Source organism: Streptomyces sp. BK239 (genome assembly GCF_004217285.1).
Taxonomy (GTDB): domain Bacteria; phylum Actinomycetota; class Actinomycetes; order Streptomycetales; family Streptomycetaceae; genus Streptomyces.
Genome location: NZ_SHKS01000003.1, coordinates 125835 through 141050 on the forward strand (window position 1 = coordinate 125835; position 15216 = coordinate 141050).

Consider the following 15216-nt stretch of genomic DNA (forward strand, 5'->3'; position numbering starts at 1 on the left):
CAGTCCCAGCGGCCCCTCGATTCCCCTGTGTTGGCGGAGAACCGGCATCCGGTCCCCCTATGAACGGCCGACGGAAACCGGCCTGTGCGTGCGGCAAACGGAACCGGTCGTGAACTCGGCCCGAGCGAACGCATGGGAATCACGGTGCAGCGAAGCGGGAAATCGTGTGGATCTTGGTGGAAAACTGTGGACGTGCGAGGCGTTGTGAATATCGCCGTCACTCATACCGGTGGCCAGTGCGTCAGTGCCTGTACGACTTCCACAGAGGAGTCCCATACTTACGCAGGGTGACGAAAGTCGCGCATGCGAAACGGGCGGCCGTAGCCGCCCCGGTACGGCACGTCGGCCGCGAGAAGAACGAGAAAACCCACCCGGACATGCGACGACCCCCGCCGGGGGGGAGAGCGGGGGTCGTCTCCACGGCCGACTCGGGGGGGGGAGGAGCCGGACCGGGTTAGCACGGTCGCGAACGATCCGTGACTTCCATGGTGTACCCGAGAGCCTTCTCAGGCAAACCCACACGCCCACCTTACGCCGAATGGGCTGCCCCTATGCTCTGGGGTGTGGAAAACCACTCCTTGCCCCGCACAGCGGCCTTCTTTGACCTGGACAAGACGGTCATTGCGAAGTCGAGCACGCTCACCTTCAGCAAGTCCTTCTACCAAGGCGGACTGATCAACCGCAGGGCGGCCTTGCGTACCGCATACGCCCAGTTCGTCTTCCTCGTGGGCGGTATGGACCACGACCAGATGGAACGGACGCGCGAGTACCTGTCGGCGCTCGTGCGCGGTTGGAACGTCCAGCAGGTGAAGGAGATCGTGGCCGAGACCCTCCACGATCTGATCGACCCGCTCATCTACGACGAGGCGGCTTCCCTCATCGAGGAGCACCACACCTCCGGCCACGACGTCGTGATCGTGTCCACGTCGGGCGCCGAGGTGGTCGAGCCGATCGGCGAGCTGCTCGGCGCCGACCGCGTGGTGGCCACCCGCATGGTCGTGGGCGAGGACGGCTGCTTCACCGGTGAGGTGGAGTACTACGCCTACGGCCCGACCAAGGCGGAGGCGGTCAAGGAACTGGCCGAGTCCGAGGGCTACGACCTGTCCCGCTGCCACGCCTACAGCGACTCGGCGACCGATCTGCCGATGCTGGAGGCGGTGGGCCACCCGCACGCCGTGAACCCGGACCGGGCCCTGCGCCGCGAGGCCGTCGCACGCGGGTGGCCGATCCTCGACTTCCACCGTCCGGTGCGGCTCAAGCAGCGCATTCCCTCGCTCTCGGTCCCGCCGCGCCCGGTACTGGTCGCCGCGGCGGCCATAGGGGCGGCGGCCGCCACCGCCGGCCTCGTCTGGTACGCCAGCCGGCGCCGGGCGGCCACCGTCTGAGGCATTCACACACTCGAGGACGCCGACCGGAACGAGCCGTCGGCGGACTCCGTGAAGCGCCCGTTTGCCGCCTGTTTGAGAGTAAAAGTAAAGAACTGCAGCTGGGGGTTCCGCTTACCGGGGTCCTGGAGTACAAAGGACTCAACGGCCCGCGAGACCAAGGACATCCGAAAGGATCACCTTAATAACGCATTTGGCCCCACGGACCGGAAGCATGAGCACTGGGCACCCACGCGACGTCGACCCGTCGATTACGGGCCAGCCGCACCAGGTGACGGGCAAAGTTCCCGACCTGATGGGCGACATATCGAGGACGCCTGGTAACCCGGTGAGCATGCCAGCGGCGGTACGAATCCTCGTACCGCCGCAACCCTTTTCAGGCCCCTCGCACGGGGCCCCTTTCCATTCCGCTACGCCGCCCCGCGCTGGAGCGCCTCGCACACCGCGGTCGACTCCCGGGCGCCGAGTTCGATCGCGCGCCCGCAGTGGGTGATCCAGGCCGCCATGCCTTCCGGGGTCCCCGAGACGTACCCCTCGAGGGCCGCCAGGTACGCCGCCCGACCGAGCTCAGCGTGCCCCACCTCGGCGGGGCAGACCGACTTGGGGTCGAGGCCGCTGCCGATGAGGACGACGCGTTCCGCCGCGCGCGCGACGAGACCGTTGCGGGAGACGAAGGGGCGCAGCGCCAGCAGCTCGCCGTGGACCACGGCGGCCGTCACCAGAGCGGGCGCGGAGCTCCCGGCCACGATCAACTGCGCCAGCCCGTCCAGGCGTCCGGCGACCTCGTCCGCGGTCGGCAGCTCCAGCTCGATCAACGGCTCGTCGACGGACTCGCCCGCCTGCCGCGGCCGGCCGACCTCGTCCCCCTGGTCCGCCGCGGCCACCAAGTGCAGCCGCGCGAGCACGCGCAGGGGTGACTGCCGCCAGATGGACAGCAGCTGCCCGGCCTCGGCGGTCAGCCGCAGAGCCGCTCCCACGGCGAGCGCCTGGTCGTCGGCGCCGAAGTCGCTGCGCCTGCGGACCTCCTCCAGGGCCCAGTCCGCGCCGGACAACGCCGCCGAGCCCCGGGCTCCGCGCAGAGCGGCCTCGGAGGTGACCGCGGTGCTGCGGCGGCGCATGACACGGTGCCCGTAGACCCGGTCCACGGCCTTGCGCACGGATTCCACGGACTCCGCCACCCCGGGGAGCGAACCCAGGGCCGCGAGCGGATCGGCGGTCGCGCCTGTCGTACTCATGGGTACGACCCTACGCAACCGTCCTGCGCATCCCACGATGGAGTGGTCTTCTTCACGCCTCCCTGCCACGTACAGCCACCGCGACACTACTCTTGGTGAACATGAAAATTGCTTTCGTCGGGAAGGGCGGCAGCGGCAAGACCACCCTGTCGTCCCTGTTCATCCGGTCCCTCGCAGCGACGGGCGCCCCAGTACTCGCCTTCGACGCGGACATCAACCAGCACCTCGGGACCGCTCTCGGCCTCGATGACGCGGAGGCCGCCGCGCTGCCCGCGATGGGCGACCGGCTCCCGCTGATCAAGGATCACCTGCGCGGCTCCAATCCCCGCATCGCCTCCGCCGAGACGATGATCAAGACGACGCCGCCCGGCGAGGGCTCCCGGCTGCTGCGGGTCCGCGAGAGCAATCCGGTCTACGACGCCTGCGCCAAGACGGTGGAACTCGACGGCGGCGCCGTCCGTTTGATGGTCACGGGCCGCTTCTCGGACGCCGACCTGGGAGTCGCCTGCTACCACTCCAAGACGGGAGCGGTGGAGCTGTGCCTGAACCACCTCGTGGACGGACCCGACGAGTACGTCGTGGTCGACATGACGGCCGGCTCGGACTCCTTCGCCTCCGGCCTGTTCACCCGTTTCGACATCACGTTCCTCGTCGCCGAGCCGACCCGGAGGGGGGTTTCCGTCTACCGCCAGTACAAGGACTACGCCCGTGACTTCGGCGTCGAGCTGAGAGTCGTCGGCAACAAGGTCCAGGGGCACGACGACCTCGACTTCCTCCGCGCCGAAGTCGGGGACGACCTGCTGGTGACGGTCGGGCACTCGGACTGGGTGCGCGCCATGGAGAAGGGCCGGCCGCCCCGGTTCGACCTCCTGGAGGACGCCAACCGCCACGCGCTGGACCTGATGCGGACCGTCGTCGACTCGGCGTACGAGCAGCGTGACATGGAGCGTTACATGCGCCAGATGGTGCACTTCCACGTGAAGAACGCCGAGTCGTGGGGGAACGAGCGCACCGGGGTCGACCTGGCCGCGCAGGTCGACCCCGGCTTCGTCCTCGGCGAGAGCGTCACCGCGCCCGCGTGACGACCTGACACCGCGTCGGCTCGTGGCACGGTCGCGCCCGCCACCCGCGCCCCGCCTGCCGCGGCACTAGCCTTCCCCACCCCCACCGGAGGTCTGCCGGCCGGCTGCGGGGACGCCGGGCGCGCCCTTCGGAGCCGGGACGGGCGCGCCGGAGAGGAAGGAAGCCCACCCCTGTTTCGGGGCCTCGCCGACGTCCAGGGTGCGCAGTCTGGCCAGGACCTGCGGGTCCTGGGCGTCCAGCCAGTCCGCGAGCTGCCGGAAGGACACGCAGCGCACCTCCTCCTTGGTGCAGACGCGTTCCACGACCTCCTCGACGGCGCGCATGTAGACGCCGCCGTTCCAGGACTCGAAGTGGTTGCCGATGATCAACGGCGCCCGGTTGCCGTCGTAGGCGCGCTGGAAGCCCCCGAGCAGGCCGTCCCGCATCTGGTTTCCCCAGAACTCGTGCTTGCCGGGGTCTCCCTGGGTCGTGGCGCCGGACTGGTTCACCATGAAGTTGTAGTCCATGGTGAGCTGTTCGTAGGAGTGGCCCGGGAAGGGCACGAGCTGCATGGACAGGTCCCACAGGCCCTCCTTCCTCCCTGGCCAGACCTGGTTGTTGACGCCGCTGGTGTCGTAGCGGAAGCCCAGGTCGCGGGCGGCCGCCATGAAGTTCTCCCGGCCTTCGAGACAGGGGGTGCGGGCGCCGACGAGTTCCTTGTCGTAGTCGAAGGGCAGCGGTTCCGCCTCCGTCAGCCCGGTGTTGGTCTTCCAGGACTTCACGAACTGTTTGGCCTGGGCGATCTCGGCCTTCCACTCCTTGACCGACCACTCGCCGACGCCACCGTCCTTGCCGCAGAAGTGGCCGTTGAAGTGGGTGCCGATCTCGTTGCCCTCGAGCCACGCCAGGCGCAGCTGCTCCACGGTGTCGGCGACGCCCTGCTCGTCGTTGAAGCCGATGTCGGAGCGGCCCGGGGAGTGCTGAGGCGGTTTGTAGAGGTCCCGCCGGTCCTCCGGCAGCAGGTACACGCCGCTGAGGAAGTACGTCATGGCGGCGTTGTTGTCCTTGGACACCTTGCGGAAGTGGGAGAACAGCCGCTGGCTGTCCTCACCGGCACCGTCCCAGGAGAAGACGACGAACTGCGGGGGTCTCTGCCCCGGCTTCAGGCGTTCCGGGCGAGGCTGGTGCGGCTGGTCCCCCGTGTACGCGGTCGAGCCGTCGCCGATCAGGCGGAACGCGCTCTGGGGGGCCGGCGCCGGCTTCGCCCGCTGCGGGCCCGGGGCCCCCTCGCCGGAACCGTGCGCGGCGCGGGTTCCCGTTGTGCAACCGGCGAGCGACGCGGCTGCGGCCGCGGCGGCCAAGGCGCCCGCGGCGATCCTCTGGGTGGCGGCCATTTCCGCCCACCTTCTTCCTTCTCTCGGGCAACGCCGGGGAGGGCGTTCTCGGGTGGCGTGCCGGGACGAGCCGACAGCGCCGCCAAGGTCGCACGAGGCCGAGAAGGAGTTAGTACGACAAGCCGATAAAAGGCTCGCGTCACTCTCGGGAGTGATCTGTTGACCTATTTGCCCGGAATATCCATGCTTGGCCTTTACTCTGCATTACGATCTGTTTACCGAGCGTTGATTTCATCCCGCCACTGCACGCCGTGACCCACGGCCGCGACCGCTCCCGTCGTCGACGGGGGCACACCTTGTTCCGCGACCGCGCTGCCCCGGAGGAGACGGGAACCATGTCAGCCTGCGTCCCCACCCGCACACCCGACCCGACGCACACCGAGCGCGTCCACCCACCCCACAGCCCGCCGCCCCGGCGCCGGCGCTTCCGCATCGAGGGCGCCGACGTGTCCTCCTCGATCGCCGTCTTCCTGATCGCCCTGCCGCTGTCTCTCGGCATCGCCCTCGCCACCGGTGCGCCCCTGCAGGCCGGCCTCGTCGCCGCCGCCGTCGGCGGAATCGTGGCCGGGCGGCTCGGCGGCTCCCCACTCCAGGTCAGCGGCCCCGCGGCCGGACTGACCGTGGTCACCGCCGACCTCATCCACCGCTACGGCTGGCGGACGACCTGCGCCATCACGGTTCTCGCCGGGCTGGCCCAACTCGGCCTCGGCTGCCTGCGAGTGGCACGCAGTGCGCTCGCCGTCAGCCCCGCCATCGTGCACGGCATGCTCGCCGGTATCGGCGTCACCATCGCCGTCGCCCAGCTGCACATCGTCCTCGGCGGCAACCCGCAGAGCTCCGTCCTCGACAACCTACGAGCGCTGCCGGCCCAGTTGACCGCCCTACGGCCGGCCGCCGTCGCCGTGAGCCTGCTGACCCTGGCTCTGCTGATGCTCTGGCCCCGCCTGCCCGGCAGAGCAGGGCGGGTGTTGCGAACCGTCCCCGCGGCGCTCGTCGCCGTCGCCGGCGCCACCGCGACCGCCGCGCTCGCCGGACTGACCCAGCCCAGAGTCGAGCTGCCCTCCTGGCACAGCCACGCGCTGGCCGGACTGCCCGAGGGACCTGTACTCGGGCTCGCCGCCGCCGTGCTCACCACCACGCTGGTGTGCAGTGTGCAGTCACTGCTCGGCGCGGTCGCCGTGGACAAGCTGATCGCCTCCCGCCCCGGGTTGCCGGCCCGCGTCGGCCGCTCCGACCTGGACCGGGAACTCCTCGGGCAGGGCACCGCCAACATCGTCTCCGGCTCGCTCGGCGGCCTGCCCATCGCGGGCGTGGCCGTGCGGAGTTCGGCGAATGTGCACTCCGGCGCCGTCAGCCGGAACTCCACGATGCTGCACGGCGTTCTCGTAGTAGTCGCCGCGCTGCTGATGGTCCCGCTCCTGGAGCTCATCCCGCTCGCCTCGCTCGCCGCCCTGGTGATGGCCGTCGGCATCCAGATGGTGTCCCTGCACCACATTCGCACGGTGACGCGCCACCGAGAGGTGCTCGTGTACGCCGTCACCACCCTCGGCGTGGTGGTCATGGGCGTGCTGGAGGGTGTGGCGCTCGGCATCGCCGTCGCCGTCGCCGTCTCCCTGCACCGCCTCACCCGCACCCGCATCACGCACGACGAAAAGGAAGGAGCGCATCACGTACACGTTCGCGGACAGTTGACGTTCCTGGCGGTCCCGCGGCTCAGCCGCGTCCTGCACCAGGTGCCCCATGGCACTCATGTCGTGGTCGAGTTGGACGGCTCCTTCATGGACCACGCGGCGTACGAGTCACTGCAGGACTGGCAGAAGACGCACACCGCGCAGGGCGGCACCGTCGAACTGACCGGCCGCCGCGCCGGCACCGACACCCCGCACACCGAGTCCACGTCCACCGAGCCCTCGCCCCCCACTTCGACGGGCGACCCGACCTCGTCCCCGACATCAGCCCTCACCCCTACGACCACCTCCCACCCCGGCACCGCACCCAGCGCGATCGCCGACTGCCGCTGCCGCCCCTGGACCCCTTGGCGCAACCACCAGTGCGAAAGCCCGGCAGCCGCACCGATGCCGGACAGTTCCTCAGCTCCTTCCGCCCGGCCGACTGGAACCAGCGGCACGGATGGCGCACCCACCCAGACCTCCGGGCACCCCGCGCCCGCCTCACTCTTCGAACCCTGCGGACTCTCCGAACCCTTCAAGTCACGCGAGCCCGCGGAGCCCACCAGGTCCACCGATCCCGCCGCCCCCACTCACCACACCGAGCCCATCAGCCCCACGGAGGCTCCAGAACCCGCCCTCGCCCTCTCCCTGCCCGGCCACCCCGTCGCCCCCTCCGGCTCCACGTCCCCCGGGGGCGAGCCCAGCGCGCAGCGACTGGTCCGTGGGATCAGCGCGTTCCAGCGCAACACCGCGCCACTGGTACGCGGCGAGTTGGCACGGCTGGCCAGGGAGGGACAGCGGCCGTCGCAACTGTTCCTCACCTGTGCCGACTCACGGGTGGTCACCTCGATGATCACTTCCAGTGGTCCCGGTGACCTGTTCGTGGTGCGCAACGTGGGCAATCTCGTGCCGCTGCCCGGTGAGGAGAGCGGGGACGACTCGGTGGCGGCCGCCATCGAGTACGCGGTGGACGTGCTGGAGGTGCGGTCCATCACGGTGTGCGGGCACTCGGGGTGCGGCGCGATGCAGGCGCTGTTGAACGCCGAGCCCGGCGGGGTCCGGACCCCGCTGAAGCGGTGGCTGCGGCACGGCCTGCCGAGCCTGGAGCGGCTGGCCGACGACGGCCGCCCCTGGGCGCGGCTGGCCGGGCGGGCGCCCGCCGACGCGGTCGAACAGCTCTGCCTGAACAACGTGGTGCAGCAGTTGGAGCACCTGCGCGCCCATGAGTCGGTGGCCCGGGCCCTGCGGGAGGGGGCACTGGAGTTGCACGGGATGTACTTCCACGTGGGCGAGGCCCAGGCGTATCTGCTCGCCGGGGCCGGAGAGGAGAGAGGCGGGGTGTTCGCGCACGTAGGGGTGCCGGACGTGTCGGCCTGAGCATGGCACCGGTGCGCGGCCTCAAGTCGGGCGAGGTCGCGCACCGGCGTCGTCACCGCAGGCCGGGCCAGGGGTGACGCAGTAGGTGGGGGCGGAAGCCGGCCGGGCACTGAACTCCGCCCCGCCGGCGTCCGTGGAAAGGAGTGACGCCAGGCGACGGCCGTGAGCCAGAGGGCGCACGACAGGTCTATACCAATTGGTCGGCGGCTCTTGTCACCGGGCCCCCGGGTCTGATGAGGTGTGGCCTGGGACACAACGGACACCCTTCGAAAGGGAGATGTCGTGAGCAACGAAAGCCTGGCCAACCTGCTCCGGGAAGAGCGCCGGTTCGCGCCCCCCGCCGAGCTGGCCGCGAACGCCAACGTCACGGCGGAGGCGTACGAACAGGCCAAGGCTGACAGGCTCGGCTTCTGGGCCGAGCAGGCGCGCCGGCTGACCTGGGCCAAGGAGCCGACGGAGACGCTGGACTGGTCGAACCCGCCGTTCGCGAAGTGGTTCAAGGACGGCGAACTCAACGTCGCGTACAACTGCGTCGACCGGCATGTGGAGGCCGGCCACGGCGACCGGGTCGCCATCCACTTCGAGGGTGAGCCCGGCGACAGCCGCGCCATCACCTACGCCGAGCTGAAGGACGAGGTCTCCAAGGCCGCGAACGCCCTGCTGGAGCTGGGCGTCCGCAAGGGCGACCGGGTCGCGATCTACATGCCGATGATCCCGGAGACGGCGATCGCGATGCTGGCGTCAGCCCGTATCGGCGCGGCGCACTCCGTCGTGTTCGGCGGCTTCTCAGCGGACGCGCTGGCCACCCGCATCAAGGACGCCGACGCGAAGATCGTCATCACGTCCGACGGCGGTTACCGGCGCGGCAAGCCGTCCGCGCTGAAGCCGGCCGTGGACGAGGCGGTCGCCAAGGTCGACAACGTGGAGCATGTGCTCGTCGTCCGCCGGACCGGCCAGGACGTCGCGTGGACGGACAGCCGTGACGTGTGGTGGCACGAGGTCGTGGAACGGCAGTCGGCCGACCACACGCCCGAGGCGTTCGAGGCCGAGCACCCGCTGTTCATCCTCTACACGTCCGGCACGACGGGGAAGCCGAAGGGCATCCTGCACACGTCCGGTGGCTACCTCACCCAGACCGCCTACACCCACCACGCCGTCTTCGACCTCAAGCCGGAGACCGACGTGTACTGGTGCACCGCCGACGTCGGCTGGGTCACCGGACACTCGTACATCGTCTACGGGCCGCTGGCGAACGGCGCGACGCAGGTCATGTACGAGGGCACGCCCGACACCCCGCACCAGGGCAGGTTCTGGGAGATCGTGCAGAAGTACGGGGTGACGATCCTCTACACGGCGCCGACCGCGATCCGCACGTTCATGAAGTGGGGCGACGACATCCCCGCGAAGTTCGACCTGTCCAGCCTGCGCGTTCTGGGCTCCGTCGGGGAGCCGATCAACCCCGAGGCCTGGATCTGGTACCGCAAGCACATCGGCGGGGACCGGACGCCGGTCGTCGACACCTGGTGGCAGACCGAGACCGGCGCGATGATGATCTCGCCGCTGCCGGGCGTGACGGCGACCAAGCCCGGTTCCGCGCAGACGCCGCTGCCCGGCATCTCGGCGACCGTCGTCGACGACGAGGCGAACGAGGTGCCCGACGGCGGGGGCGGCTACCTGGTGCTCACCGAGCCGTGGCCGTCGATGCTGCGCACCATCTGGGGCGACGACCAGCGCTTCCTCGACACGTACTGGTCGCGCTTCGAGAACAGGTACTTCGCCGGCGACGGCGCGAAGAAGGACGACGACGGCGACATCTGGCTGCTGGGCCGGGTCGACGACGTGATGCTCGTGTCCGGCCACAACATCTCCACCACGGAGGTCGAGTCGGCGCTCGTGTCACACCCGTCGGTCGCCGAGGCGGCCGTGGTCGGCGCCGCGGACGAGACGACCGGGCAGGCGATCGTCGCGTTCGTCATCCTGCGCGGTTCGGCCTCGGAGACGGAGGGCCTCGTCGACGAGCTGCGCAACCACGTGGGCGCCACGCTCGGCCCGATCGCCAAGCCGAAGCGGATCCTGCCTGTGGCGGAGCTGCCGAAGACGCGCTCCGGCAAGATCATGCGCCGGCTGCTGCGGGACGTCGCCGAGAACCGCCAGCTGGGCGATGTGACGACGCTGACGGACTCGACGGTCATGGATCTCATCCAGGCCAAGCTGCCGGCGGCGCCGAGCGAGGACTGACGCACCGCGGTCCCGGTACCGCAGGGGCGCCCGGAGCTGGAGCAAGCGCGCCGGGCGCACCTTTCGCGCCTAACGTGGAGATCGCCGGAATCCTCCCCGCGCACCGTGGCTAAACTGAACAACCAGGTGCGCCGGGAAGTCTGGTCGGCAAGCGTTTCGTCCTGCCCACCGACCGGAGGTCTCCCCCGTGGCCGCGCCCCGCACCACCCCCCGCAAGGTCCTCGGACGCCTGTCGCTGCCCGAGCGGACCTTCGTCGCGGACGCGTTGCGCACCGAGACCGTCGGCGGAGTCCTGCTGCTCCTCGCCACCGTCGCGGCCCTGGTCTGGGCCAACGTCCCGGCCCTGCGCGACAGCTACCAGAGCGTCAGCGACTTCCACCTGGGCCCGAAGGCCCTCGGCCTGAACCTCTCGGTCGCCCACTGGGCCGCCGACGGACTCCTCGCGGTCTTCTTCTTCGTCGCCGGGATCGAGCTCAAGCGGGAACTCGTCGCCGGCGATCTCAGGGACCCCCGGGCCGCCGCGCTGCCCGTCGTCGCGGCCCTGTGCGGCATGGCCGTCCCGGCGCTCGTCTACACGCTCACCAGCCTCACCGGCGGCGGCTCCACGGGCGGCTGGGCCGTGCCGACCGCCACCGACATCGCCTTCGCGCTCGCCGTGCTCGCCGTCATCGGCACCTCCCTGCCGAGCGCGCTGCGCGCCTTCCTCCTCACCCTCGCCGTCGTCGACGACCTGTTCGCGATCCTGATCATCGCCGTGTTCTTCACGAACGCCATCGACTTCGCCGCCCTCGGCGGCGCGGTGGCCGGTCTCGTGGTCTTCCACCTCCTGCTGCGCGCCGGCGTCCGCGGCTGGTACGTGTACGTGCCGCTCGGGGTCGTGATCTGGGCGCTGATGTACAACAGCGGCGTCCACGCCACCATCGCCGGCGTCGCCATGGGCCTCATGCTGCGCTGCACCACCCGTGAGGGCGAGGAGTGCTCACCCGGCGAGCGCGTCGAACATCTCGTGCGCCCCCTGTCCGCAGGCCTCGCCGTCCCGATGTTCGCCCTGTTCAGCGCCGGGGTCGCGGTGTCGGGCGGGGCGCTGGCGGCGGTGTTCGGCCATCCGGAGACCCTGGGCGTCGTCCTCGGGCTCGTCGTCGGCAAGACGATCGGCATCTTCGGCGGGACCTGGCTGACGGCCCGCTTCACCCGTGCCTCGCTGAGCGACGACCTCGCCTGGGCGGACGTCTTCGCCGTCGCCTCACTCGCCGGCATCGGCTTCACCGTGTCGCTGCTCATCGGCGAGCTGGCCTTCGCGGGCGACGCGGCCCTCACGGGCGAGGTCAAGGCGGCCGTCCTGACGGGCTCGGTGATCGCGGCGACCCTGGCGACCGTCCTGCTGAAGCTGCGCAACGCCAAGTACCGCAGGCTGTGGGAGGCCGAGGAGCGCGACGAGGACCTCGACGGCATCCCCGACGTCTACGCGGAGGACGACCCGGCGTACCACCTGCGCATGGCCGCCATCCACGAGGCCAAGGCCGCCGAGCACCGCCGGATCGCCGAGGAGAAGGCCGCCGAGCGCGACGGGCTTGCGGAAGTGCCGGGCGGGGCAGGCGAGCAGGGCGACCGTCCGGCATGATCTGACGGGACGGTACAAAAGACGGGACCGTACGCAGTCGGGCAGAAGCCGGTCAGGCGGAAGCCGGTCATGCTCAGGACGACGGAACCGTACAACACGAGGGAGACCGCGATGAGCGCACCCGACGGCAGCCCGGTCGGCGCCGAACGCAGCATCGGCCAGTTGTTCGCCTCGGCGACGACCGAGATGTCCGCGCTGGTGCACGACGAGATCGCGCTGGCGAAGGCGCAGCTCAAGCAGGACGTCAAGCGCGGCGCGACGAGCGGCGGCGCGTTCTCGCTGGCCGGTGCGGTCCTGCTGTTCTCGCTGCCGATGCTGAACTTCGCGCTGGCCTACGCCATCCGCACGTGGAGCGACTGGAACCTCGCGGTCTGCTTCCTGCTGTCCTTCGCGGCGAACGTGCTGGTCGCCGCGGTGCTCGCGCTGATCGGCGTGGCCTTCGCGAAGAAGGCCAAGAAGAGCAAGGGCCCGCAGAAGGTCGCCGCGTCGGTGAAGGAGACGGCGGTCGTGCTGCAGAAGGCCAAGCCGCACCCGCGGCCGGAGGTGGCGCACGGCCGTGCGCCGGAGGCCATCGAGGCTGTGGCACGCTCGTCGTCATGACGGACCCCGCCACTCCTTCGGCGCAGCCTTCCTCGGTCGTACGACCGGACACCGTGCTCGGCCGGGCGGTGACCCATCGCGAGGTCGCCGCCAACGGCGCCCGCTTCCACATCGCGGAACTGGGCGACGGGCCGCTGGTCATGCTGGTGCACGGCTTCCCCCAGTTCTGGTGGACGTGGCGGCACCAGCTGACCGCGCTGGCCGACGCGGGCTTCCGGGCCGTCGCGATGGACCTGCGGGGCGTCGGCGGCAGCGACCGCACGCCCCGCGGCTACGACCCGGCCAACCTCGCCCTCGACATCACCGGTGTGATCCGCTCCCTCGGTGAGCCGGACGCCGCGCTGGTCGGCCACGACCTGGGCGGCTATCTGGCCTGGACGGCGGCCGTGATGCGCCCCAAGCTGGTCAGGCGGCTCGCCGTGGCCTCCATGCCGCATCCCCGTCGCTGGCGCTCGGCGATGCTCGCCGACGTGCGGCAGTCCGCCGCGAGCTCGCACATCTGGGGGTTCCAGCGGCCCTGGATCCCGGAGCGGCAGCTCACGGCCCACGACGGGGAGCTGGTGGGCCGGCTGATCCGGGAGTGGTCGGGGCCGCGGCCGGCGGAGGACGAGGCGCTGGAGACGTACCGGCGCGCGATGTGCATCCCGTCCACCGCCCACTGCTCGGTCGAGCCGTACCGGTGGCTGGTGCGGTCGATGGCCAGACCCGACGGCCTCCAGTTCTACCGGCGGATGAAGCGGCCGGTACGGGTGCCGACCCTGCATCTGCACGGCTCCCTCGATCCGGTGATGCGTACGCGCAGTGCGGCCGGCTCCGGGGAGTACGTCGAAGCTCCGTACCGCTGGCGGCTGTTCGACGGACTGGGACACTTCCCGCACGAAGAGGATCCGGTCGGATTCTCCACAGAACTGGTCAATTGGCTGAAAGACCCGGAACCAGATCGGTGATGAGGCGATCGCGCCCGGTATCCGGTACGGAACAGCTGTACTGCGAACGGCCAATTGCCGCGCGCATAGGCCAATTGGCGGTCCCTCAGGCGGTTATCGACCTTGGGGCAGGGGCAGAGGTCCCGGTATGGGCTGGACGCACGACTACAGTGACGCAGCACGCACCCGCCGCTCGGCCTCCGGCCTGAGCTCCCACCGGCGAGGTGCCGCCCCGCAAGAGGGCAGCGATCTCCGGGTGGGCATTCCGCGCATCCTGCGCCGTCGGGCCCGCTGGGTCTCTGTACGTCTGCGTCATCCTCGCGGCTGACGAGACGCGCACCCCCGGCATTCTTCGGCCGCTAAGGCGCTTCCCCCAGGTCCTGGACACCGGGCGCCCCAGGCCGCGCCGTCACCTCCGCGTCACAGCGCGCAGTTGTCGCTGTCCACTTCCTGGCTGGCGGTGCGCCCCCGGGCGATGTCCTGCCGGATCTCGTGCGCGGTGAGCGCGTAACCGGTGCGGGCGTCGTCGAGGGACTTCGCGAAGACCACGCCGTACACCTCGCCCTGCGGAGTGAGCAGCGGGCCGCCGGAGTTGCCCTGGCGGACCGTCGCGTACAGCGAGTACACCTCGCGGCGGACCGTGCCTCGGTGGTAGATGTCCGGGCCGCTGGGCGTGATGCGCCCGCGTACGCGCGCGGCACGCACGTCGTACGCGCCGTTCTCGGGGAACCCGGCGACGATCGCCCCGTCACCGGTCGCCGCGTCCTCCGCGGCGAACCTCAGAACGGGCGCGTCGAGGTCGGGCACGTCGAGGACGGCGATGTCGCGCTTCCAGTCGTACAGCACGATCTTCGCGTCGTACTTGCGGCCCACACCGCCTATCTGGACGGTGGGCTCGTCCACGCCGCCCACCACGTGCGCGTTGGTCATCACCCGGCGCTCGCCGAAGACGAAGCCGGTGCCCTCCAGCACCTTGCCGCAACTCTCCGCGGTGCCCATCACCTTGACGATGGAGCGCTGGGCGCGTGTGGCCACGGCGCTGCCCGCGAGGGCCGGGTCGGGCGGCCGGACGTCGGTGATCGGCTCGTTGGCGAACGGGCTGAAGACCTGCGGGAAGCCGTTCTGCGCGAGGACCGAGGAGAAGTCCGCGAACCAGGTGTCGGCCTGGTCGGGCAGCGCCTCGGAGACCCCTTGCAGCACCGTGGAGCTGCGGACCTCCTTGCCCAGTGTGGGCAGGGTCGTCCCGGCCAGGGCGGAGCCGATCAGCCACGCCACGAGGAGCATGGCGACGACGTTGACGAGCGCGCCGCCGGTCGCGTCCAGCGCGCGGGCCGGGGACCACGTGATGTACCGGCGCAGCTTGCTGCCGAGGTGCGTGGTCACGGCCTGGCCGACGGAGGCGCAGACGATCACCACGATGACCGCGACGACGGCGGCCGCGGTGCTCACCTCGGAGTTCTCGGTCAGGGCGTCCCAGATCACGGGCAGCAGGTAGACGGCGACGAGGCCGCCGCCCAGGAAGCCGATCACCGAGAGGATGCCGACGACGAAGCCTTGGCGGTAGCCGACGACCGCGAACCAGACGGCCGCGATCAGCAGCAGGATGTCGAGCACGTTCACCGTTTCAGGCCTCGCCTCTTTCTTCCCGGCCGCGGCGGGCCGGCCGGGCTCCGGGGGCCGGCTCCTCGGGTGGACACAGCACGGGACA

Annotated in this window: 11 protein-coding genes; 8 read left to right on the forward strand and 3 right to left on the reverse strand. The window is 70.5% G+C overall.

Going from position 1 to position 15216, the window contains the following annotated elements; genetic code table 11:
* Positions 1–551: 551 nt before the first annotated feature.
* Positions 552–1385: an HAD family phosphatase gene (locus EV567_RS10485; protein WP_130438516.1), complete on the forward strand. Its 834-nt coding sequence runs from the start codon at positions 552–554 to the stop codon at positions 1383–1385.
* 410 nt (positions 1386–1795) lie between these two features.
* On the opposite strand, the gene EV567_RS10490 is transcribed toward EV567_RS10485, so the two are convergent.
* On the reverse strand, positions 1796–2620 hold the full coding sequence (locus EV567_RS10490) for a Fic family protein (RefSeq protein WP_130438518.1): 825 nt from the start codon (positions 2618–2620) through the stop codon (positions 1796–1798).
* A gap of 101 nt (positions 2621–2721) precedes the next feature.
* Between EV567_RS10490 and EV567_RS10495 the strand changes: the two genes are divergently transcribed.
* Positions 2722–3702 carry an ATP-binding protein gene (locus tag EV567_RS10495; protein ID WP_130438520.1) on the forward strand — a complete coding sequence of 327 codons (981 nt, stop codon included), beginning with the start codon at positions 2722–2724 and terminating at the stop codon, positions 3700–3702.
* 66 nt (positions 3703–3768) lie between these two features.
* Here the strand turns inward: EV567_RS10495 and EV567_RS10500 are convergent, their stop codons facing one another.
* On the reverse strand, positions 3769–5076 hold the full coding sequence (locus tag EV567_RS10500; protein WP_130438522.1) for a hypothetical protein: 1308 nt from the start codon (positions 5074–5076) through the stop codon (positions 3769–3771).
* A gap of 335 nt (positions 5077–5411) precedes the next feature.
* On the opposite strand from EV567_RS10500, the gene EV567_RS10505 reads away from it, so the two are divergent.
* The 6 genes from EV567_RS10505 to EV567_RS28090 all read left to right on the forward strand — a co-directional run bounded on the left by EV567_RS10505 (position 5412) and on the right by EV567_RS28090 (position 13836).
* Positions 5412–8123 carry a SulP family inorganic anion transporter gene (locus EV567_RS10505; RefSeq protein ID WP_130438524.1) on the forward strand — a complete coding sequence of 904 codons (2712 nt, stop codon included), beginning with the start codon at positions 5412–5414 and terminating at the stop codon, positions 8121–8123.
* A 282-nt stretch (positions 8124–8405) separates the two neighbouring features.
* Complete coding sequence (gene acs / locus EV567_RS10510; protein WP_130438526.1) at positions 8406–10361, forward strand: acetate--CoA ligase; 1956 nt, start codon at positions 8406–8408, stop codon at positions 10359–10361.
* A gap of 187 nt (positions 10362–10548) precedes the next feature.
* Positions 10549–11982, forward strand: coding sequence for a Na+/H+ antiporter NhaA (gene nhaA, locus EV567_RS10515; protein WP_130438528.1), 1434 nt, complete (start codon positions 10549–10551; stop codon positions 11980–11982).
* A gap of 111 nt (positions 11983–12093) precedes the next feature.
* On the forward strand, positions 12094–12582 hold the full coding sequence (locus tag EV567_RS10520) for a phage holin family protein (protein ID WP_130438530.1): 489 nt from the start codon (positions 12094–12096) through the stop codon (positions 12580–12582).
* Positions 12579–13529 (forward strand): alpha/beta fold hydrolase, encoded by a 951-nt coding sequence (locus tag EV567_RS10525; protein WP_130438532.1) that lies wholly within the window; start codon positions 12579–12581, stop codon positions 13527–13529. The genes EV567_RS10520 and EV567_RS10525 overlap by 4 nt, the downstream gene beginning before the upstream one ends.
* A gap of 127 nt (positions 13530–13656) precedes the next feature.
* Entirely contained in the window at positions 13657–13836 is a 180-nt protein-coding gene (locus EV567_RS28090) for a hypothetical protein (protein ID WP_130438534.1), read from the forward strand.
* 92 nt (positions 13837–13928) lie between these two features.
* Here the strand turns inward: EV567_RS28090 and EV567_RS10535 are convergent, their stop codons facing one another.
* Complete coding sequence (locus EV567_RS10535; RefSeq protein ID WP_130438536.1) at positions 13929–15128, reverse strand: MarP family serine protease; 1200 nt, start codon at positions 15126–15128, stop codon at positions 13929–13931.
* Positions 15129–15216: the final 88 nt, after the last annotated feature.

What these genes read in the sequence shown, in the direction of transcription:
- EV567_RS10485 (WP_130438516.1), top strand. Translation starts at nt 552, where the DNA reads ATGCTCTGGGGTGTGGAAAACCACTCCTTGCCCCGCACAGCGGCCTTC.
- EV567_RS10490 (WP_130438518.1), bottom strand. Translation starts at nt 2,620, where the DNA reads ATGAGTACGACAGGCGCGACCGCCGATCCGCTCGCGGCCCTGGGTTCG.
- EV567_RS10495 (WP_130438520.1), top strand. Translation starts at nt 2,722, where the DNA reads ATGAAAATTGCTTTCGTCGGGAAGGGCGGCAGCGGCAAGACCACCCTG.
- EV567_RS10500 (WP_130438522.1), bottom strand. Translation starts at nt 5,076, where the DNA reads ATGGCCGCCACCCAGAGGATCGCCGCGGGCGCCTTGGCCGCCGCGGCC.
- EV567_RS10505 (WP_130438524.1), top strand. Translation starts at nt 5,412, where the DNA reads ATGTCAGCCTGCGTCCCCACCCGCACACCCGACCCGACGCACACCGAG.
- EV567_RS10520 (WP_130438530.1), top strand. Translation starts at nt 12,094, where the DNA reads ATGAGCGCACCCGACGGCAGCCCGGTCGGCGCCGAACGCAGCATCGGC.
- EV567_RS10525 (WP_130438532.1), top strand. Translation starts at nt 12,579, where the DNA reads ATGACGGACCCCGCCACTCCTTCGGCGCAGCCTTCCTCGGTCGTACGA.
- EV567_RS28090 (WP_130438534.1), top strand. Translation starts at nt 13,657, where the DNA reads ATGGGCTGGACGCACGACTACAGTGACGCAGCACGCACCCGCCGCTCG.